Raw genomic sequence first — 21,073 nt, forward strand, 5'->3', positions numbered from 1 at the left:
GGTTAATTTTCAAGATCAATAACAACGGGTTCAAAATCTTCCCCTCTTATTATGATCTGCCGGTTATCAAATACCCATTCCGGGCTATAGTCATATCGGTGAGAGATATAATGATAAGGATAGTGCCCCAGAATAGTGTGATTTCCGGCATCGTAGATCAAAGCATAATAAGTATCGACCAGCTCACTGGTTCCGGGTTGCCCTGCATAGTAGACAATAAGGTAGATTGCTTTTTCCCGGTTAGCCTCTACGACTTCACTTATCCACGGGCGGTTGTTGGCTATTGGGCCGGCGATAAACATTTCCTGTTTTAGCCGGGGATATTCTTTATTGACCAGCCAGTATGATGGCCAGTGTTTTTCTTTTGTTTCAACAATATACCACTGTGATTTGATCTCCTGAATATCTGTGGCGGGCGAGGTGATTCCACAACCGGTATAGACGACAAGCATCAGAGAGATACTACACAATCTGAACCAGAATAACCGCATATTAAAAGCTCCTGTTTTCTTTTTACCGGAAGTCATGCCCAGCGTATCAGGAATGGGGGGCCAACTGCATTCAGCTACCGGATAAATTAAGTTGCTCTTAGTTAAAAATGATGAGCTATATCTCATTTTTATGTGTATTAAAAACAATGTTTCATACCATCCTGATACATTAATCCGGTTATTCGTTTCCTTTCATAAACAGGAGTGCACAATGACCGTTGCAATCAAACCTCTTTCTGTTGCGGTTTTAGGTGGTTTACTGGCCATGGCTGGTCCGGTAATGGCAGATACTGTCAAACTGCGTATTATCGAAACTACTGATATCCATACCAATTTAATGGATTATGACTACTACAAAGACAAAGCATCTAAGAAAATTGGCTTAACCCGTGCCGCTACTTTGGTAAAACAGGCTCGTAGCGAAGTACAAAACAGCATATTGGTTGATAACGGAGATCTGATCCAAGGCAGCCCAATGGGCGATTATATGGCGGCGAAAGGCATTAGGCCGGGTGACGTGCATCCTGTATATAAGGCAATGAATCAGCTCTCTTATGACGTTGGGAATATTGGTAACCATGAGTTTAACTATGGTCTGGATTTCTTGCTGGAAACCATCAACGATGCTGATTTTCCGTATGTTAATGCGAATATCTATGATGTCAAAACTGGAAAACACTTTTTTAAACCGTATCTGATTAAAACCTATACCTTCAAGGATACTGATGGGGATGAACAGCAGATAAAGGTTGGTTATATCGGTTTTGTTCCGCCTCAGGTTATGGTTTGGGACAAAAAGAATCTCGATGGCAAAGTGGTTGCAAAAGATATTAAAGAAACTGCAGAAAAATTGATTCCTCAAATGAGAGCGGAAGGCGCTGATGTGGTGGTTGCTATTCCTCACTCCGGGCTTTCTTCTGAAGCATATAAAGTCGGCGCAGAAAACTCTGTTTATTATCTTACACAGGTAGAAGGTATTGATGCTATCGCTTTCGGCCATGCTCATGCTGTATTTCCAAGTAAAGAATTTGCTGATATTCCAGGAGCCGATGTTGAAAAAGGTACGATTAACGGCATTACGTCTGTTATGCCCGGTCGCTGGGGCAGTCACGTTGGAGTGATGGATCTGACCCTGGAGCAGAATCATGGGAAGTGGATGGTGACTCAGGGACAGTCTGAGGCGCGACCTATTTTCGACCGGGCGACGCAGGAGTCATTGGCTAAACCTGATGAAGCGATTGTAAAAGCACTGGAACATGATCATAAAGCCACTCGTGAGTTTGTGAATCAGCCTATCGGTAAAGCCAGTGATGTTATGTACAGTTTCCTTGCACTGGTACAGGATGATCCGACGATTCAGATTGTAAATCTGGCACAGAAAGATTATGTCGAGCGTTTTATTCAGGGGGATCCGGATCTGGATGGTCTGCCGGTTCTGTCGGCAGCGGCTCCGTTTAAAGCCGGTGGGCGTAAAAATGACCCGTCAAACTATACTGAAGTTGAGTCCGGTGAACTGACATTCCGTAATGCTGCCGATCTGTATCTGTACCCAAATACGCTGGTCACGCTGAAAGTCTCCGGGAAAGAAGTGAAAGAATGGCTGGAATGTTCTGCTGGACAATTTAACCAGATCGATCCTAATTCTGTGCAGCCGCAGTCTCTGATTAACTGGGATGGTTTCCGTACCTATAATTTCGATGTTATTGATGGTGTGAACTATCAGATCGATGTGACTCAGCCTGCCAGATATAATGGTGATTGCCAGCTTATTAATCCGGAGGCGCAGCGTATCGTGAATCTGACTTATAAGGATAAACCAGTCGATATGCAGCAGACGTTTCTGATTGCTTCTAACAATTATCGGGCGTATAGCAACAAGTTCCCAGGCACGGGAGCTGAGTTTGTGGCGTTTGATTCACCGGATGAAAACCGTACTGTACTGGCTGATTATATCGCCAGAGTCAGTAAGGAAAAGGGAGAAGTTGTGCCAAGTGCTGACAAAAACTGGTCATTCACACCGATTCATACTCAGACAAAACTGGATATCCGTTTTGAAACTTCTCCGGGTGAAAAGGCGGCTGAGTTTATAAAGAATAATGGTCAGTATCCTATGGCGTTTGTAAAAACCGATGAATCAGGTTTTAGTCTTTACCGAATTGATCTACGTGATTAGGATGTATTGACGCTTTTGTTATTTTCCGGCCGCCGCTTATCGCAGCGGCCTTTTTTCTTTTCAGTCTCTTCGGTATATCTACAGGCTATTTGAGGTTTGCAAATAGAAGTATGTCAGTTTTTGTTTTTTACCTTGCTCCTTATGACTAAAAAAACACATTATTACAGATAATTTCACTGTATGATTTTGAATAGTTAATCATATATATTGGTTGTGTCTTTTTTTTTGGTGTGTTGTTCTTTTGGGTTGTGTTTTTAACTTGTTGATTTTTATATTCTTTTTGTTTTTGTTTGTCTTGAGAATAATTTTCTGTCTGGATAATTATTCCTATTGATTAAATTCTGAACATTTGCTATTGAGTGGTTTAATTGTCTGTCTTTGTGTTTTTGGTTAGAATATCCCTCTTTATTTTTATGAAACTAAAAACAATGGCAAACAAACATCAGATATTTGGACATCCCCGCGGATTGTTCCTGCTTTTTGGTACGGAACTGTGGGAACGCTTTTCTTATTATGCAATGAGAGCCATCCTGGTTCTTTATCTTACGGATACGACACTTAACGGTGGCCTTGGCTGGAGCCAGAAAGAGGCTCTGGATCTATATGGGATTTATACCGGATTAGTGTACATCACACCTTTAATCGGCGGCTGGTTAGCTGATAACTATTTAGGACAACGCAGATCCATTTTGATTGGTGGTGCCCTAATGGCTATTGGTCAGTTTACTCTGGCACTGCCACATGGATATCTGGGTCTGGATGCGGTCAATGCGTTTATGCTGGGGCTGGTATTCTTGATCGCAGGTAATGGTCTGTTTAAACCTAATATTTCAACCATGGTTGGTGATTTGTATACCGAAGGCGACAGTCGTCGTGATGGTGCATTCACCATTTTTTATATGGGAATTAATTTGGGTGCTTTGCTGGCGGGGATCATTGCCGGTGCAGTAACCAATGAGTTTGGCTGGAAAGCCGGTTTTGCAGCAGCAGGTATCGGGATGCTGGTTAGTCTGGTCATGCAGATGACGCTGGCTCAGAGCTGGTTAGGTAACATTGGGCGTGAACCGGCAGCGGTTACTGATGCCAACAAACAGGCAAATACAAAATCTAAGCCTTTGACGAAAGAAGAAGTTGACCGTATGAAGGTGATTCTGATTATGGGTCTGTTTGTTATTATTTTCTGGGCCGGATTCGAACAGGCTGGCGGACTGATGAACTTGTACACTCAGCAATATACAGATCGTATGCTGGGTGATTTTGAAGTTCCGACGGCATGGTTCCAGTCATTGAACCCATTCTTTATTATTACCTGTGCGCCTATTATTGCGGCTATCTGGGTGAAACTGGGCAGCAAGGAACCGAACTCTCCGGTGAAATTTGCGATGGGACTTTTCTTCCTGGCCATTGGTTTCGTGTTTATGGTTGGAGCGGTTATGGAACAGGGCGGAGATATGACAGTGAAAACGTCTATGCTTTGGCTTGTGGGGGCGTTCTTCTTCCATACTCTTGGTGAACTGTGCCTGTCTCCTATCGGTTTGTCTATGGTAACAAAACTGGCTCCGTTAAGACTGGCTTCTCTGATGATGGGGGTATGGTTCGGTTTCAATGCGGTGGCTAACTATGTTGCCGGGTTGATCGGTGCGCATGTCGGTGAATTTGGTCCAATGGCAATCTTTGGTGGTATTGCAGTGACAGCAACGGTTTCGGGACTTATCCTTCTGGTATTCTCTAATAAGCTGGTGTATTGGATGCATGGAGCTGAACAAATGAAAGCTGCTGAAACTGACGTTATTGCTGACGTTCAGGAAGCTTAAATCCGTCACTTAATGGCCATAAATCTTTTTTCAAATCAAACCAGTTATACTGAAATAAGGTTTATGGCCACCTGTAAAAAAAGCTGTGACCTCAGACGCATATTAAGATAACGTAACGATCTTAACTAAGCAGATGTAAGGCACAGCTGGATGAATCAGGCATTTCTTTTTACCTTCGGGATTATCGTTACCGGTTTTGTCCTGGGGCTTTTATTTCAGCGTTACTTCAGCAAGCTGGCCCCTAAAGTGAGTTTGGTCGCGACCAAAATCGCTCTGACTTCTCTTATCCCTTTCAGTGTTTTTATTTCTCTCTGGCAGCTTGAGCATATGCGGGTGGAGCTGTTCTATCTTCCCGTCATCGGAGCTTGCGTCATCCTGTCCGGGGTTTTGGTCGGAAAAATTGTTTCGGCAAGACATTCTCTGACTGATAAGCAAACCGCAGCATTAGTACCGGTGGCTTCTATGTATAATTTAGGGGCATTGGGTAACCTGATTGTATTCAGTGTGCTTGGAGAAGATGGTGTAGCAGTACTGGCGTTGTTTAAGCTGTTTGAAGAACTGATTTATTTTGGTGGTGTTTTTCCTTATGCCAAGTCTAAGTCTCAGGATGCTGACATGCGTGCAGCCAAAAATAAACGGGTGTGGAGAGATCCTATCTTTCTGATTGCCCTGACAGCGGTATCTTCCGGGCTGGCTCTGAATGTTGCTGGCATTGAACGTCCAGCGTTTTTGTATTCGTTCAGTCACTGGATGATCCCATTCGGCACATTTCTGCTGGTGCTTTCCGTTGGCATGACGTTCAACCTGAAAGGGGGGAAGAACTGGCGAAATCTGGCGGTAGCGACGGCTTTGGCACGCAATCTGGCGGCTGTGATGGTTGTTGTGGTATTGCTGAGCGTATTTGGCCTGTGGCAGGCAGATAATCATTTGGTCGTCTCTGTTTGCCTTATGCTGGCGGTGATGCCGACGGCTTTCATGTCTACGCTTCCTGCGGTACTTTACGGACTGGACAGAGATATAGCGAATACAGGCTGGATTGCAAGCTATGGTGTGTCTGCTGTGATTATTCCGCTGATGCTATTGTACGTAACGCTTTAATAAATAAGGTATAAATAATGGCAGTTCAGCTGTATCTGGGGGGGATGCGTAGCGGGAAGTCTTGCTATGCAGAGCAACAGGCACTTGCTCTTTATCAACAGCAGCGTCTGGCGGAGCCTAAAACCCGTTTGCATTATATTGCAACTGGTGAGGCGTTTGATGACGGCATGAAAGAACGGATCCGGCAGCATCAGGAACGCAGGGACAGCCGCTGGATCAATCATGAGCATCCACTGCATCTGGCAGAGGTGCTGGGGGAATTTTCAGCACACGACATTGTGTTTGTCGATTGTCTGAGTGTATGGCTGAATAATGTGATTCATTATCTGGGGGATGCGGCAGACAGTGCGTGCCTCCGGAGCCGGATTGCAGACTTGGTGGAGGCACTGCGAATGGCTGAATGTACCGTATTCTGTGTTGCGACAGAAGTCGGCCTGGGGGTCATTCCGATGAATGCTTTGTCTCGTTTCTATGTCGATCATGCAGGGTTGATGAATCAGGCGGTCGCCGCGGTGGCTGAACATGTGGCGCTGATAGCGGCTGGGTTACCTGTGGTTCTGAAGGATGAGCGATGATTAACCTGTACCTGTTACGTCACGGAAAAACACAGGGAAAACCAGCACTTAATGGACACACCGATGTAGGGGTAGATGAAGTGATCCAAAAGCATATGGTTCAGTGTTTACGTAATCAGTATGCGTTTAAGAAGGTTTATACTTCACCTATGATACGCTGTAAACGTGTTGCGGAACTCTTGTCTGAGTATGAACCATCTTTAGATATCTGCTGCGATAACCGGCTGCGGGAGCAATCTTTTGGTCAGTTTGACGGTATTCCGTTTGATGAACTGGCGGAAGAATGGCAGACGCTGGAAGCTTTCTGGGCTGCCCCAGCGGAGAAACATCTTCCTGGGGCAGAATCTCTTGAAGCAGGATATTGCAGGGTAACTCAAGCCTGGGAACAGCTTGTACAGACATGCCGGGAGGATACGCTTGTCATTACTCACGGGGGGCCGATCCGTTATATTCTTGCCTGTGTACTCGGTCTTGACTGGCGAAATCCGCACTGGTACACCGCACTGAATATCGGTAATCAGAGTGTTACCCATATCCGGTTAAATCACTATCAAGGCAAAGCGTATCTTAGTGTCAGCTCTATTGGCGTACCGTTAACGGATCCCGCCGGAAATTAGTTGTTGCTGATGACAACGGAAATAAACATGGCCAACCGGTGAGCCTGAAATTTCCCGGATAATCTGCTCAATATCATGTTTGGTGGCGTTGTACAGCAGACCCACCACACTGCCACTGTGAGCAATATTAAGTCCGTATAAGCTGTATTTTTCCACCAAATCCAACAGTTCGGTGAAGAAAGGTTTGGGCAAAATAGCCTGACTTTCAATGGCACTGGTTGTAGCGGCCGCACCTAACAGACTGTTCTCTTGTTTTTGTATTGCCTGTGCCAGCAGATATGCCGCCTTAGAAAGCCGGTCTGCTGACCGGATCAGTGCCGGTCTGCGTGGAAGAGTGTGATAGGCAGCGGTATCTATTTGTGTATGACTTTCCAGAACAAGGATATCAAGGTTCGCAGGAGTCCCTAATTGCTTGCTGATGGTTCCTTTGTGATGATCAAACAGGGTCAGAACACTGAACATTGTACTGTCTGTCGGCTCCAGGTGAGCACACAGGGCGGCAATGTCCTGCTCTGTAATATTTGCCCTAAAATGCCGGTAGGTAGCAGCAATAGTCGCGGCGATGTCTGCTGTACTGCTTGCCATCCCTTTAGCGACCGGAATATCAGACGCATAGTCAATCTTTAACCGGGCGGATTCAGTGACAGGGATCTCCAGTGTTTTAAGGGCTAGTTTCAGCGCCTTACGCATCAGCGGCCGCTCTCGGTATGGGAGGGAATTTCCGGTGGTAACGGATACGGTGCTGAACCAGTTAATCGGGCATGAAACCAGTTTTTCACTGCCGGAAATCCAGCCTTGGATCAATTCCCCACATGAGGCCGGGCAGGTGGCTTCAGCCATGAATAAGTACCTGTTTCAGTGCCTGAATAAGATGTTGATTTTCTTTTCTTGATTTAATCGCAATACGGTAAAAACGCTGATCCAAACCGATATAATTAGCACAACTGCGGATCAATATTCCGTATGGCATTAATAGTGACTGTAAATCCGTATTTTTATTGCAATGTTTGAAAAAGAGGTAGTTTGCCGCCGGAGGAAAACATACCAGTTCAGAAAACTCCTGCAGAGCTGTCATAAGATACGTCTGCTCGTTTTTGAGCCATGCATAGGTCATCTGTCGGTAATCTGTATCGTTAAACAACGTCTTTCCAGCGAGCGCAGCCAGAGCATTAATTGTCCAGGGTTCCCTCTGATCGCGGATTGTTTCCAGTAACCGTATGTCTGATGAGATCAGGTAGCCTAGACGCAAACCGGGCAGGGCATAGAATTTAGTCAGAGAACGCAGGACGTACAGGTGTGAATATCGCCCAAGATAACGGGTTGCGCTCTGATATTGTGGGATAAAATCCAGAAAAGATTCATCAATAAACAGTTTGATGTCCAGATTCCGGCACTGTTCGATGATCTGCGTCAGCAGATGCGGATCTGGGAGCAGGCCGGTAGGATTGTTGGGTGTACAGAGAAACAGACAATCAAGGTTTGCCGTCAGTACCGTCAGTAGCCGTTCGGTGAGCTGAAATCCGTCATCTTCACTGAGCAGGAAGTTTGTGATCTCACAACCGACACGCATAAGTGCGCGGCGGTATTCGGCAAATCCGGGTTCCACCAGCAGTGCTTTTTTCGGCTGTGCATAGTGTGCCCAGAGAAAAATCAGTTCGGTTGCTCCGTTTCCGGCCAGCACATAGTGCTGCGGGCAGCTGTGGTGTCTGGCGATAGCCTGATGCAACTGGGTATAGTCGATATCCGGATACTGTTCAAGACAGGACAAATTGTCGACAATCAGTTGCCGTATCTTGTCTGGCATGCCAGCCGGATTGATATTGGCACTGAAATCGATGACCTGTTCAGGGAGGAGGCCATACTGTTCTGCCATCTGGAGAACATTGCCTCCATGCTGTCCGCTTTTTGCCATAACCTGTTGATCCGAGCTTTAGGAAAGGCTGCAATTTACCACTTTTACAATTCATATCACACATTAACTTGATGATTAATAGGCTTTCCCTATAATGAATCGCTAAATCTGTCATTTCGATGCGATATCCAGTTTAGGATACGGAAGTGAGGTGAAAATCCTCCGCAGCCCCCGCTGCTGTAATGCTGACGACCTGATTTATCCACTGTTGTATACGGGAAGGATTCAGGAAGGATGAAGCTAAGCCAGAAGACGAGTCGAAATGATCTCAATACTCCTTCGGTGGGAAGTGAGTGAGGGAAGCTGCCTCTGTATCTGTTCCGGGGCGGCTACTTTCTGCTTGTTCCCAGTCCGAACCCTATGTGTAAGTGGACTATGCAAGCGATTTTAATTGCGGGGACAAACAGCGGTAGCGGTAAAACGACTATCACGTTGGGGCTGATCCGAGCCTTAACCCGCCGTGCTTTTCAGGTACAGCCATTCAAAGTCGGGCCGGATTATATCGACACGGCCTGGCATACTCAGGCAGCCAACGTTCCTTCACACAATCTAGACCCGTTTATGCTGGATGACAATCGTCTGTACGAACTGTTTGTCCGGCAAACTCAGCAGACCGATATTGCTGTTATCGAAGGGGTTATGGGGCTCTATGATGGCTATGGTGCCGATCCCTATTATTGCAGCAGTGCCGGTGTAGCCAAAACGCTCAAATGTCCGGTTATCCTGGTGGTTGACGGAAAGGCAATATCAACTTCAGCCGCCGCTATCGTATCTGGGTTTCAGCAATTTGCTCCGGATAACAATATCGCTGGTGTCCTGTTCAATCATGTGAATTCAGACCACCACTATCAGCTTCTGAAAAATGCCGTTGAGCAATACTGTCATATTCCGGTTCTGGGGCGGTTACCCAGTTTACCGGCTGTTGAGCTGCCATCAAGACATCTTGGACTGATGACCGTTCAGGACTCTGAACTGCGCGTCAGTCACTGGGATTTGCTGGCAGATGCAATGGAAGAAACGGTTGATTTGGATGCCTTGATCAGACTGGCGCAGATGCCGCCACCAGATATGAGCCTTGAACCCTGTTCATCAGTTTCTTTGCCCGGAGAAGGGTTGACGGTTGCGGTTGCAATGGATAAAGCCTTCAACTTTTACTACCAGGCGAATCTGGATCTGCTTTCTGCAAGCGGAGCTCAACTATGTTATTTCAGCCCGTTGGAGGACAGTGAACTGCCTGTCTGTGACATGGTGTATTTAGGAGGTGGATACCCTGAAATGCATGCAAAAATGCTTTCTGACAATCGTTCAATGCGAGCTTCAATACTGCGTGCCCATCAGAACAGTGTTGCCATCTATGCTGAATGTGGGGGGCTGATGTACTTAGGAATGCAGCTTACTGACCTTGAGGGGCAGATGTATCCCATGGTCGGGATACTGGATGGTGAAAGCCGGATGACGGCAAAACTGCAGCGCTTTGGGTACTGTTGTGCTACTGCCATGCAGGATACGTTATTGTGCAAAACAGGTGTTGCGTTACGGGGTCACGAATTTCACTATTCTGAATTTACTACAAATTTAGCCCCGGTGTTTACCCTGCAGAAGCGACGAGACGGGGAAATAGTTTCAGAATGGCAGGGCGGGTATCAGGTGGAGAATACCCTTGCCATGTATTTGCATGTTCATTTTGCTCAGTCGCCGGATATGTTGCTGCAATGGTTCCAGAGGGCTCGCCGGTGATGTTGCTACTGACTTATGTTGCTGCATTTATCCTTGATTTACTGATGGGAGATCCGCCGGAGTGGCCGCATCCGGTTCGCTGGATAGGTTCTGCAATCAGTCGCGGAGAAAAGCTTATTCGTCTTTGCTGTCATCGCCAGACGGCTCTGTATATTGCTGGAGGACTTCTCTGGCTGATAGTGGTCGGTTTGAGTGCTTTTGTCACATGGACACTGATTAGTGTGTCTTTTTATATCCACTGGGTGTTTGGTTTTGTCGTACAACTTTGGCTGGCAAGTACTGTACTGGCGACCCGATGTCTGAAAGATTGTGCTTTTGCGGTGCTGCGACCATTGCAGAAAGGTGATATCAGTGAAGCCCGGAAACAGCTTTCTTATATCGTTGGCCGGGATACCAGTGAACTGAATGAAGCGGCGATCACCCGGGCGACAGTAGAAACCGTGGCTGAGAATACTGTGGACGGGGTGATTGCTCCGCTCCTGTATTTGTTTATCGGCGGCGTTCCGCTGGCAATGGCATATAAAGCGGTTAATACGCTGGATTCTATGCTTGGCTACCGGAATGAACGTTACCGGGAGATTGGATTTGTGTCCGCGAGACTGGATGATCTGGCTAATCTTATCCCAGCAAGGTTTTCACTGCTCTTGTTTGCTTTGGCAGCTCTATTGTTACGGAGGAATGCTCCGCGCGTATTGAGCGTTGGCTGGCGTGACCGTTACCAGCATAAAAGTCCGAACAGTGGCTGGCCGGAAGCATCTGTTGCCGGAGCGTTAGGGGTTCGTTTAGGCGGGCCAGGTTTGTATTTTGGTGAACGGGTAGAGAAACCCTGGATTGGTGACGCGATCCGTGAGATCGAACCTCTGGATATCAGTATTGCAACGCAGCTTATGTATCTAGCATCAATGTTAGCTCTGGTTGTATTTTCTTTGTGTTACATTGTCACTTTTTGAGATGAGTATGGACTATATACAACAGCCGCAGCGCATTGAAGCGATGAGTTTTAAGATTATCGATCAGATAATTGCCTCAGAGTATCCGGATTATCGTTTTCAGAATGAGCTTGAGAAGAAAGTAATCACACGGGCAGTGCACACAACCGCTGATTTTGACTGGCTGGAAATCCTAAAATTTTCACCAGCGGTGCTGGATCAACTGCAAGTTCTGATCCGTGAAGGCTGTACTTTCTATACTGATACCAGTATGGCACTTTCCGGCATTAATAAGTCACTATTACACCAGTTCAACTGCGATATCCAGTGCTATATTGCCGATCCTATGGTGGCCGAGCAGGCAAAATCTCAGGCTATTACCCGTTCTATGGCGGCAGTGGATAAAGCATTGGCACGGTCTGGCAGAAAAGTGTTTGTGTTTGGTAATGCGCCAACGGCTTTATTCCGACTGATGGAGTCTTGTGCTGACGAATACCCGGTAACGATAGGTGTCCCGGTTGGATTTGTTGGTGCTGCAGAGTCAAAACTGGCGCTGTATGAGAGTAATTTTCCTTATATCACGGCGTTAGGGCGTAAAGGTGGCAGTAATGTTGCTGCAGCCATCGTTAACGCCGTATTGTATTACATGCGGGAGATACAATGAGTCAAGGGACTGAGCCGGATTATGTCTGGCATAGGGGTAAAGCATACCGTAAAGGTTATACGACCGGCTCCTGTGCCACCGCTGCTGCAAAAGTGGCGGCATTAATGGTCATGCGTCAGCAACTGATCCATCAGACATCAATTGTCACCCCGTCAGGTGTTTCGCTGAATCTGAATATTGAACATGCATCAATTGATATGAATCAGGCTGTTGCCTCAGTACGTAAAGATGGCGGTGATGATGTGGACGCCACGCACGGGATGTTGATCTTTGCCAGAGTGACGGTAACTGAAGGCGTTGATATTGACATCTGTGGTGGTGAGGGTATCGGTACGGTAACCCGTAAAGGTGTCGGGCTTCCTGTTGGTGCAGCAGCTATTAATAAAACACCACGCCATACCATTCAGCAGGAAATCCGGGAAGCGATAGGCCCGAATAAGGGAGCCATTGTTGAAATATTTGCACCGGAAGGCCGGGAACGGGCTCTGAATACTTATAACGCCCGCTTGGGTATTGAAGGCGGTATTTCTATTATCGGTACATCCGGGATTGTCACACCCATGTCGGAAGAGAGCTGGAAACGTTCACTGGTCATAGAACTGGAACAGAAAAAAGCTCAGGGGCATCAGCAGGTCATTTTGGTTCCGGGTAATCATGGTGAACGGTTTGTCCGGCAGCAGTTGCATATAGAACAAGATATTGTCGTTACCATGAGTAATTTTGTTGGGTATATGCTACAGGAAGCCAACCGGCTTGGTTTCCGGAGAGTTTTGCTGGCAGGTCATATCGGCAAACTTATCAAGGTGGCATCCGGTGTATTTCATACCCATTCGCATATTGCCGATGCACGACTGGAAACCTTAATTACTCATCTGGCTTTGCTCAACGCCCCTCATTCTCTGCTGCACCAGGTTTACCAGTGTCTGACAACAGAAGAAGCTCTGGAACTCATCGAACAAGCCGGATATCAGCAGGTGTATCAGGTGATTGCTACTCAGATTGTTTCTCGTGTTACCGGCATGCTGAAGTATGCCGGGCACTGTATAGAGTGTGATGTTGTGCTGTTTGCCTATGATAATAGTGTGCTCGGATCCAACCGTCCGGTCGTGGATATTGTGGAGGATTTCCGATGATTTATGTGGTTGGCACCGGTCCGGGCGATCCCGCAATGCGGACTCTGGCGGCACAATATCTTATTGATCAAGCTGACGTTCTTGCCGGCTGGCCAAGACTGCTGAATCTGTATCCGGATTTTCGCGGAGAGCGGCTGGAACTCTCAGGCTCGATGGACAGTATACTGGAATCCTTATCTGCGCATGTATCCAGAAACGTAGTGGTTCTGGCCTCGGGTGATCCCTTGTTGTTTGGTATCGGCAAGCGCATTTGTGAACATTTTTCTGCGGACGAAAGACAATGTGTACCTGGGATCAGCGCAATACAGATGCTGTTTTCTGAGATTGGACTGGATATGAATGATCTGTACATCACCAGTAGCCATGGTAAAACGCCAGACTTTGATTTCCTGTTCGCACACAGAAAAGTTGCATTGGTGACTGACCATAGTATCGGTCCTTATCAACTGGCTCAGGAAGCACTGAATTATAGCCCTGACTGTACCTTTATTATCGGCGAGAACCTAGGGTATGTGGAGCAGAGGATTTCGATATTGAAGCCAGCGCAGGTACAGCCTGAATATGACATGAATGTTGTGGTGATTCTCAATGAAAGATAGTGTTTTTTTGCGTGCAGAAAAGGTGCCGATGACAAAACGGGAAGTACGGGCTGTAGTGCTTGAGCGGCTGGAGCTTGAGAAGGCCCGCAGGTTTGCTGATATCGGTGCCGGTACCGGCAGTGTGGCTATTGAGGCGGCTCTGCGTTTTCCGCAACTGACCGTGACCGCCGTAGAAAGAACACCCGCTGCAGCGGATATCATGCAGAAAAATATGCAGGAACTGGGTTGTCAGCAGGTAGTCCTGATTCGGGATGTGGCTCCTTGTACGCTGGAAAGCGGGCTGGATGCCATCTTTATTGGTGGCAGCGGGGGGAATCTGGAAGATATTATCCAGTGGGCACTGGAACGACTGATGTATGGTGGGCGGCTGGTCATGACTTTTATTTTGCATGATAACCTGCATGAGGCACTCACGTATCTGCAACACTGTCCGGTGAAGCAACTGGACTGTGTACAGTTACTGGCATCATCTATGACACCGCTCGGAAGCAGTTATTATTTCAAGCCAAACAATCCGACATTTATTGTTTCGTGTATTAAGGGGAGTTAACCAATGAACAGTATTGATAAAACGAAAGTGTATTTCGTCGGAGCCGGACCGGGAGATCCTGAGTTGATCACTCTAAAAGGTTATCACCTGCTAAAGCAGGCTGATGTTGTTATTTATGCAGGGTCATTGATTAACCATGATTTGCTGAATTACTGCAAAGATGGTGCGGAATGCCATGATAGCGCCCGCCTGAATTTAGGTGAAATACTGTCCCTGATGGAAGCCGGAATACGCAGTCATAAGCTGGTTGTGCGTTTGCAGACGGGGGATCTTGCTTTGTACGGTTCAGTACGGGAACAGGGTGAAGAGCTGGCAAAACGAGGGATCGGCTTTCGCTGTGTGGCCGGGGTGTCATCCTTTCTCGGCGCCGCCGCAGAACTGGGAGCAGAATATACAGTGCCGGAAGTATCCCAGAGCCTGATTATTACCCGTATGGCCGGGCGAACCCCGACACCGGAACTGGAATCTCTGGAGCGTTTTGCGCAACATCAGACGTCAATGGCGATCTTTCTGTCTGTACAAGGTATATCAGAGGTGGCAGAAAGGCTGGTGTCTGGAGGTTACCCGATAAACACACCGGTTTCTGTGGTTTACAAAGCGACATGGCCGGACTGTCAGATTATTAAAGGTACGCTGGAAGATATTACCCGGCGGGTTGAGGCGGCAGGAATCTATAAAACGGCTCTGATTCTGGTTGGTCGTTTTTTGGGCGACGAATACCACTATTCCAGGCTGTATGATGCGGAGTTCAGCCATGAATACCGTTAAGTGTGGATCTATTTCTGTATTTACACTGACTCCCGGTGGGCAGAAGGTTGCCAATAAGCTGCAGGAGTTTCTCTCTGTCAGTTGTTATTGCGCAGAAAAATATCTACAGGATGGTTTTATCCCGTTCAATGGCAGTTTTCAGGCCTCGGTGGCAGAAGCTTTTGCTAGGGACAGTGCCATTATTGTGGTTGGTGCATGTGGCATTGCTGTGCGCAGTATTGCTCCTTTGATTGAAGATAAATTGTCTGACCCGGCGATCCTGGTTGTGGATGAAAAAGGTGAACATGTGATCAGTCTGCTTTCCGGTCATATTGGCGGAGCCAATGTCCTGACCCGCTATATTGCGAGTATTATCGGTGCCAGACCAGTGATTACAACAGCGACCGATATTAATGAAAAATGCTGTTTTGATCTGCTTGCTGAGCAGATGAGTGCAACGGCCGAAGATTTTCGTTATGCCACAAAAAATATTAATCAGCTATTGGTCAGTGGTGAAAAAGTCGGACTATTGATTGATCCTTGGCTGACAGAGTATATCGGATTTGATTTGAGCGGTTTTGATACCCGGGGATTGACATTGGTTACTGAAGATGAGGTTTCAGATCAGGATCTGGCTGCTTTGATTGATGTTTCTCTGCGGTTACATCGTCCGATATGGCCGGTGCTGAGTCATCAACTGATCCCTAAGCGGATTGTTGCGGGAATTGGTTGTCGCAAAGGGGTTTCGCCGGAAGTTCTTTCTGTCTTGTTCCGGGAACAGATGGCGTTGCTGAATCTGCACCCTCTGTCTTTGTCGGCGATTGGCAGTATCGATGTTAAGAAGAATGAAACGGCGATCCTTGAGCTGGCTTCTGCTCATGATGTGCCATTCAGAGTGTTTACGGCGGAAGAGTTAAGCGAATCTTCTGCTCGCTTTCCTGCCTCTGAATTTGTCCTGAGAACGATCGGTGTGGGTAGTGTTTCCCAGCCAGCTGCCTGGCTGTTAAGTCATGGCTTTCTGCTGGGGGAAACGGTTAAACAGCAGGGGGTCACTATTACCTATGGAGTGGTTAAGTCATGTTATACGTAGTGGGAATAGGTCCGGGCGGACTGGAGATGATGACTGGTCAGGCAAAAGCCGCTATTGAAGAGGCAGATGTTATTGTCGGATACAAGACCTACACCCATCTGGTGAAAGCACTTGTGGGAGATAAACCGGTAGTAAAAACAGGAATGTGTAAAGAAGTCGAGCGGTGTCAGGCAGCGCTGGAAATGGCTCAGGCAGGAAAAACTGTGGCGTTGATCAGTAGTGGGGATGCCGGAATTTATGGCATGGCCGGGTTGATTCTGGAAATGGTAACGAAGCATGACTGGAACGTGGAAGTGAAAGTTATCCCTGGCATGACGGCTTCTATTGCTGCAGGTGCGATTCTGGGGGCACCGCTTATGCACGACTTTTGCCATATCAGTCTGAGTGATCTGCTGACTCCATGGGCGATCATCGAGAAACGTATTATCGCAGCAGCTGAAGCGGATTTTGTTACCTGTTTTTATAATCCGCGCAGCCGGGGACGGGAAGGGCATCTTAAACAGGCGTTTGAACTGATGTCGCCATATAAGGGACCACAGACTCCGGTTGGGATCGTAAAAGAAGCAGGACGCCGCAAAGAAGCCAAATGGATCACTACATTTGCGGAGATGGATTTTGAACGGGTGGATATGCGGACAATGGTCATTGTCGGGAATCAATCTACTTATATTGATCAGGGACTGATGATCACCCCCAGAGGATATCTGTTGTGAGACCGGTGCATGTTCTTGTGTTTGGCGGCACATCTGATGCGGTTGATATTTGTCGGGTTCTTGAATCTAATGCTGTCCGTTATACCTTATCTGTTGCAACTCAGGAAGGAAGACATATGGCGCAAGGTTTGAAAGGAACCGTCATTGATGGGCGTTTATCAGAACAGGCAATGAGTGGATGGATGACTGGTAATGGTGTCGATATGGTTATTGATGCGGCACACCCTTATGCTCAGATATTGCGCCAGACTATTCTGTCAGTTTGCTGTTTACTTGATTGTCCAGTGCTCCGTTATGAACGCCCTGGTGCAGAAGGTATACCGGAACATCCTCTGATTACTAGAGTGTCGAATGTTGAAGAAGCCTGCCGGAGTATCAGTGTTGGATCGGAAAAAGTGCTGTTGACGACAGGGAGTAAGGATCTGAAAGCATTCTGTTCTCAACTGCCGGATACCATACTGTACGTAAGGGTACTGCCAACCTCAGGTGTAATTGCCGGATGTGAAGAACTTGGTCTGGGGATTGACAACATTATCGCTATGAAAGGTCCGTTCAGCCGGGCAATGAATCATGCTTTGTATCAGATGATTCAGCCAGATGTTGTCATTACCAAAGAGTCAGGTCAGGCAGGGGGATTTGCGGAAAAAATTCTTCCCTGCATTGAACTGGGTATTAAGTGCATTGTGATTGAACGTCCGGAACAGGTGCTATCGAGCCAGTATACGGATGTTCTGAGCAGCATTGATAAATGTGCGGCATTATTTCGTCACTGGAAGTAACAGGAATATCTCATATGAAAAAAGCATTACTTATTATCAGCTTCGGCACCAGTTATCCGGGGGCAAGAAAACTGAATATTGATGCCTGTGAAAAAGAACTGGCACAACATTATCCCGACCGGGACTGTTTTCGTGCGTTTACCTCATCCATGATAATTCGGAAGTTATCTCAGCGTGACGGGCTGGACATTGACACCCCTCAGCAGGCACTGGAACGTCTGAAAAGAGAAGGCTACAGGGATGTGTTGATTCAGTCTTTACATATTATCAATGGAGATGAATACGATAAAATTGTTCGTCAGGTGGAGAACTATCAAAGCATATTCGACTACCTTCAGCTTGGTTTGCCGCTTTTGAGTGGTATAGAGGATTATGAACAACTGATCGGGGCGGTTAAATGCCAGTCTCCGGCATTACTGGCCGATGAACGTCTGGTATTGATGGGACACGGTGCAACCCATCATGCGTTTTCTGCTTATGCCTGTCTGGATCATATGATGCGGAGTAAAGGACTGCCTTTTATTGTTGGGGCGGTGGAAAGTTATCCGGAGATTGATACCGTGATTAAGCGACTTATACAAGAGAAGGTTCGAAAAGTGTACCTGATGCCTCTTATGTTAGTAGCGGGGGATCATGCGATTAATGATATGGCTTCCGATGAAACGGATTCCTGGAAAACGCTGATCTGGAATGCGGGTATTGAAGCTGAACCAATCGTTCAGGGATTAGGGGAGAATCCTAAGATCCGGGGAATGTTTGTGCAGCATCTGAAGGCTGCCGCCGGGAAGATTTGTCTGCCAGAGGATAAGGTCGCGTGATGCAGGGAAAGTTGTATGCCATCGGAACCGGTCCGGGAGCGAGTGACTTGATCACTGTCAGGGCTGCAAGGTTACTGGAAAAACTGGATGTACTTTATGCACCGGTCGGACGTAAGGGGTCAAGCAGTCTGGCTTTATCGATTGTTGAAGAATACCTGGGGGAATCGATTCAGATTAAAGAGCAGCATTTCCCCATGACAGCAAATACAGCAGAAAAGCAGCAGGTATGGGATGAGGTCGCAGACGAAATTAAAACGGACGTTACATCAGGAAAGCAGGTAGGATTTATCACTTTAGGTGACAGCATGCTGTTTAGCACCTGGGTGTTTTTGCTGGAACGTCTGTTGCACCAGATTGATATTGATGTGATACCGGGGATCACGTCGTTTTCTGCTATCGCGTCACAGGCACAGTTTCCTCTGTGTATGGAACAGCAGTCACTGGCTGTTATGCCGTGTACGGCAGAGCCGGATGTTCTTCGTTCTGCTTTGAAAAACCATGAATGTGTTGTGCTGATGAAAGTGTATGGACGTTTTGTTCAGATTCGTCAGTTGCTGGATGAACTTGATCTGCTGGATCACGCGATCCTTATGGCAAATGCCTCTATGCAAAGTGAAATCTGTTATTTCGATCTTCGAGTACTCAGTCCGGAAGATACTCTTCCGTATTTCTCAACCATTCTGGTGAATAAAACCAGAATGGGCAGTTCCATTAAAAAAAGCGCTGAACCTGATTTTGTGGTGGATTAACTTGCTATGAAAACCTTTTTAGTTACGCTGCAGTTTATGAGCCGTCTGCCTGTACCGCAGAGGTGGACCCGGGATTTTGATTTTGACAATACCCATAAAGGTATTATCTGCTTCCCGTGGGTAGGGCTGATTCTCGGGGGAATCGCTTCTGTGGTGGTAACGAACTTTGCCGGAATTCTGAACTGGAATAGCCTGTTAAGTGCTGCGATCTATGTGTTTTTGCTGGCTCTGCTAACGGGGGGCTTTCATCTGGATGGGTTGGCTGATACTGCTGACGGTATCTTTTCTGCCCGGGCACCGGAACGTATGCTGGAGATCATGAAAGATAGCCGGCTGGGGACCCATGGTGCTCTTGCTCTGTTTTTTGTTCTGACGCTAAAAATACTGGCGCTTGCACAAGTACTACAGCAATTCCCTGATAAGGCCTTACCTGTCATGATCCTGACGCCGCTTATCGGCCGGACTCTGATGTCTCTACTGATGTATAAGCAGCATTATGCCCGGGAATCCGGACTGGGGCATCTCTACATTAATAGAATCTCCCTGGCACATTTGTGGATAACATTAATGACCGCAGCTGTCATGGCAGGAGTCATTCTCGGCTGGAGAGGGGTGTTTGGCCTTCTTCTGACAGGTTTGTTGTGCCTGTTGTATCGTCGTTATATCAACCGGGTGATTGGGGGGCAAACAGGGGATACTCTGGGCGCTGGTAATGAACTATCAGAACTCTGTTTTTTGTTGATAATGATCAGCATATACGGATAAACAGGCGATAGCCTTTAAGTAATGGAAAGAGAAAAATAATGACGCAATTACTATGTGAATCCAACTTACTATGTGAACTCAAAAAGTCTATCTTGCCTGTTGACGAAAACGTCAGGCAATCTGCCCGGGAGCATGTTGACCAACTGTTTAAGCCGATTGGCAGCCTTGGTCTGCTGGAAGATTTGGCTTGCCAGCTGGCGGCTATTTACCGCACTACAGACTGGAAGACAGGATCCAAAAAGATCTTTGTAATGGCTGCTGATCATGGCGTATTTCATGAAGGTGTTGCATCCAGTCCTCAGGTGATAACGGCCATGCAGGCCATGAATCACCTGAAAGGAACTACCGGGGTTTGTGCTATCGGTTATGCCAATAATGTTCAGGTTGAGATGATTGACGTAGGTATTGATTGTGATCCTATCGAAGGTATTACGGATATGAAGGTTGCCCGAGGGTGCGGAAATATTCTGAAAGTGCCGGCAATGACTTACCATCAGGCAGAAATGCTGATCCTGAATACGGCAAATCATGTAATGCAGGCTATCGAAAATGAAGGACTCAGCGTAATTGGTGTTGGAGAGCTGGGCATCGCAAATACCACGCCAGCAGCTGCAATTGTAAGTGTGGTTACTGGGCACGATCCGGAGGAAGTGGTGGGGTTGGGAGCGAATCTTCCTGCTCACCAATTGCAGCATAAAGTGAATGTAGTGATGGCCGCAATCGCTGAACGGGCACCAGATCCGGAAGATGCCGTAGATATTATGGCTAAAGTCGGTGGGTTTGATTTAGCTGCGATGACAGGCGCAATGCTAGGGGCTGCGGCTATGAAAACGCCGGTCGTTTTGGATGGTTTTCTTTCTTATGCCTCTGCGTTGATTGCGTGTCTGCTTGAACCTAAGGTGGCCGGATATCTGGTTCCGTCACATCAGTCAGCAGAAAAAGGGGCGGCAGTGGCTCTGGCGCATATGAAACTCCGGCCTTATATCCACATGAATTTACGTTTGGGGGAAGGCAGTGGTGCGGCTTTGGCTATGCCATTTATTGACGCTGCGCATGCCATGTATCACCGGATGTGTACCATTCAGGACAATGGGGTAGAGCTGCCTGAACCGGCATAATG

22 protein-coding genes and 1 riboswitch are annotated in these 21,073 nt (G+C 47.2%); of the genes, 19 read left to right on the top strand and 3 right to left on the bottom strand.

Annotated features, from left to right (window positions below):
• Positions 1 to 2: 2 nt before the first annotated feature.
• Positions 3 to 491, bottom strand: a complete 489-nt coding sequence (locus CSW98_RS05645; RefSeq protein WP_100799481.1) for a hypothetical protein — start codon at positions 489 to 491, stop codon at positions 3 to 5.
• Between the two features lie 211 nt (positions 492 to 702).
• Here CSW98_RS05645 and cpdB point away from each other — a divergent pair, with 211 nt between their 5' ends.
• The 5 genes from cpdB (at position 703) to CSW98_RS05670 (ending at position 6,768) form a co-directional block, all read left to right on the top strand.
• The gene (gene cpdB / locus CSW98_RS05650) at positions 703 to 2,664 is read left to right on the top strand and encodes a 2',3'-cyclic-nucleotide 2'-phosphodiesterase (RefSeq protein ID WP_100799482.1); all 1,962 of its coding nucleotides are present in this window, start codon (positions 703 to 705) and stop codon (positions 2,662 to 2,664) included.
• 428 nt (positions 2,665 to 3,092) lie between these two features.
• Positions 3,093 to 4,478 (top strand): peptide MFS transporter, encoded by a 1,386-nt coding sequence (locus CSW98_RS05655; protein ID WP_100799483.1) that lies wholly within the window; start codon positions 3,093 to 3,095, stop codon positions 4,476 to 4,478.
• A 150-nt stretch (positions 4,479 to 4,628) separates the two neighbouring features.
• The gene (locus CSW98_RS05660; RefSeq protein WP_100799484.1) at positions 4,629 to 5,576 is read left to right on the top strand and encodes an AEC family transporter; all 948 of its coding nucleotides are present in this window, start codon (positions 4,629 to 4,631) and stop codon (positions 5,574 to 5,576) included.
• A gap of 17 nt (positions 5,577 to 5,593) precedes the next feature.
• A complete protein-coding gene (cobU, locus tag CSW98_RS05665; RefSeq protein WP_100799485.1) occupies positions 5,594 to 6,151 on the top strand; it encodes a bifunctional adenosylcobinamide kinase/adenosylcobinamide-phosphate guanylyltransferase in 558 nt (185 codons plus the stop codon).
• Entirely contained in the window at positions 6,148 to 6,768 is a 621-nt protein-coding gene (locus CSW98_RS05670; RefSeq protein ID WP_100799486.1) for a histidine phosphatase family protein, read from the top strand. Before cobU ends, CSW98_RS05670 begins: the two co-directional genes overlap by 4 nt.
• On the opposite strand, the gene CSW98_RS05675 is transcribed toward CSW98_RS05670, so the two are convergent.
• Together CSW98_RS05675 and cobD are read right to left on the bottom strand one after the other, a co-directional pair.
• Positions 6,745 to 7,608 carry a GHMP family kinase ATP-binding protein gene (locus tag CSW98_RS05675; protein WP_100799487.1) on the bottom strand — a complete coding sequence of 288 codons (864 nt, stop codon included), beginning with the start codon at positions 7,606 to 7,608 and terminating at the stop codon, positions 6,745 to 6,747. The genes CSW98_RS05670 and CSW98_RS05675 overlap by 24 nt on opposite strands.
• A complete protein-coding gene (cobD, locus tag CSW98_RS05680; protein WP_100799488.1) occupies positions 7,601 to 8,680 on the bottom strand; it encodes a threonine-phosphate decarboxylase CobD in 1,080 nt (359 codons plus the stop codon). The genes CSW98_RS05675 and cobD overlap by 8 nt, the downstream gene beginning before the upstream one ends.
• Before the next feature lie 100 nt (positions 8,681 to 8,780).
• Positions 8,781 to 8,956, top strand: a riboswitch (cobalamin riboswitch).
• A gap of 99 nt (positions 8,957 to 9,055) precedes the next feature.
• On the opposite strand from cobD, the gene CSW98_RS05685 reads away from it, so the two are divergent.
• The 14 genes from CSW98_RS05685 to cobT are packed head-to-tail and all read left to right on the top strand — an operon-like array spanning position 9,056 to position 21,071.
• Entirely contained in the window at positions 9,056 to 10,417 is a 1,362-nt protein-coding gene (locus CSW98_RS05685; protein ID WP_100799619.1) for a cobyrinic acid a,c-diamide synthase CobB, read from the top strand.
• Positions 10,393 to 11,367 carry an adenosylcobinamide-phosphate synthase CbiB gene (gene cbiB, locus CSW98_RS05690; protein ID WP_198517278.1) on the top strand — a complete coding sequence of 325 codons (975 nt, stop codon included), beginning with the start codon at positions 10,393 to 10,395 and terminating at the stop codon, positions 11,365 to 11,367. The genes CSW98_RS05685 and cbiB overlap by 25 nt, the downstream gene beginning before the upstream one ends.
• Before the next feature lie 7 nt (positions 11,368 to 11,374).
• Positions 11,375 to 12,010 carry a cobalt-precorrin-8 methylmutase gene (locus CSW98_RS05695; RefSeq protein ID WP_100799620.1) on the top strand — a complete coding sequence of 212 codons (636 nt, stop codon included), beginning with the start codon at positions 11,375 to 11,377 and terminating at the stop codon, positions 12,008 to 12,010.
• Entirely contained in the window at positions 12,007 to 13,143 is a 1,137-nt protein-coding gene (gene cbiD, locus CSW98_RS05700; protein WP_100799490.1) for a cobalt-precorrin-5B (C(1))-methyltransferase CbiD, read from the top strand. Before CSW98_RS05695 ends, cbiD begins: the two co-directional genes overlap by 4 nt.
• On the top strand, positions 13,140 to 13,742 hold the full coding sequence (cbiE, locus tag CSW98_RS05705) for a precorrin-6y C5,15-methyltransferase (decarboxylating) subunit CbiE (RefSeq protein WP_100799491.1): 603 nt from the start codon (positions 13,140 to 13,142) through the stop codon (positions 13,740 to 13,742). The genes cbiD and cbiE overlap by 4 nt, the downstream gene beginning before the upstream one ends.
• Positions 13,732 to 14,292 carry a decarboxylating cobalt-precorrin-6B (C(15))-methyltransferase gene (locus tag CSW98_RS05710; protein ID WP_100799492.1) on the top strand — a complete coding sequence of 187 codons (561 nt, stop codon included), beginning with the start codon at positions 13,732 to 13,734 and terminating at the stop codon, positions 14,290 to 14,292. Before cbiE ends, CSW98_RS05710 begins: the two co-directional genes overlap by 11 nt.
• A gap of 3 nt (positions 14,293 to 14,295) precedes the next feature.
• Complete coding sequence (locus CSW98_RS05715) at positions 14,296 to 15,060, top strand: cobalt-precorrin-4 methyltransferase (protein ID WP_100799493.1); 765 nt, start codon at positions 14,296 to 14,298, stop codon at positions 15,058 to 15,060.
• Positions 15,047 to 16,129 carry a cobalt-precorrin 5A hydrolase gene (locus CSW98_RS05720; protein ID WP_100799494.1) on the top strand — a complete coding sequence of 361 codons (1,083 nt, stop codon included), beginning with the start codon at positions 15,047 to 15,049 and terminating at the stop codon, positions 16,127 to 16,129. The genes CSW98_RS05715 and CSW98_RS05720 overlap by 14 nt, the downstream gene beginning before the upstream one ends.
• Positions 16,117 to 16,842 carry a precorrin-3B C(17)-methyltransferase gene (locus CSW98_RS05725; protein ID WP_100799495.1) on the top strand — a complete coding sequence of 242 codons (726 nt, stop codon included), beginning with the start codon at positions 16,117 to 16,119 and terminating at the stop codon, positions 16,840 to 16,842. Before CSW98_RS05720 ends, CSW98_RS05725 begins: the two co-directional genes overlap by 13 nt.
• Positions 16,839 to 17,621: a precorrin-6A reductase gene (cobK, locus tag CSW98_RS05730; RefSeq protein ID WP_100799496.1), complete on the top strand. Its 783-nt coding sequence runs from the start codon at positions 16,839 to 16,841 to the stop codon at positions 17,619 to 17,621. The genes CSW98_RS05725 and cobK overlap by 4 nt, the downstream gene beginning before the upstream one ends.
• Before the next feature lie 14 nt (positions 17,622 to 17,635).
• On the top strand, positions 17,636 to 18,439 hold the full coding sequence (cbiK, locus tag CSW98_RS05735; RefSeq protein WP_100799497.1) for a sirohydrochlorin cobaltochelatase: 804 nt from the start codon (positions 17,636 to 17,638) through the stop codon (positions 18,437 to 18,439).
• Positions 18,439 to 19,188, top strand: coding sequence for a cobalt-factor II C(20)-methyltransferase (locus CSW98_RS05740; RefSeq protein ID WP_100799498.1), 750 nt, complete (start codon positions 18,439 to 18,441; stop codon positions 19,186 to 19,188). Before cbiK ends, CSW98_RS05740 begins: the two co-directional genes overlap by 1 nt.
• A 6-nt stretch (positions 19,189 to 19,194) precedes the next feature.
• Entirely contained in the window at positions 19,195 to 19,953 is a 759-nt protein-coding gene (gene cobS, locus CSW98_RS05745; protein WP_100799499.1) for an adenosylcobinamide-GDP ribazoletransferase, read from the top strand.
• A 38-nt stretch (positions 19,954 to 19,991) separates the two neighbouring features.
• Positions 19,992 to 21,071, top strand: coding sequence for a nicotinate-nucleotide--dimethylbenzimidazole phosphoribosyltransferase (cobT, locus tag CSW98_RS05750; RefSeq protein ID WP_100799500.1), 1,080 nt, complete (start codon positions 19,992 to 19,994; stop codon positions 21,069 to 21,071).
• The last annotated feature ends 2 nt before the right edge of the window (positions 21,072 to 21,073 follow it).

This window comes from Vibrio sp. HA2012 (genome assembly GCF_002812955.1).
In the GTDB taxonomy this organism is placed as follows: Bacteria; Pseudomonadota; Gammaproteobacteria; order Enterobacterales; family Vibrionaceae; genus Vibrio.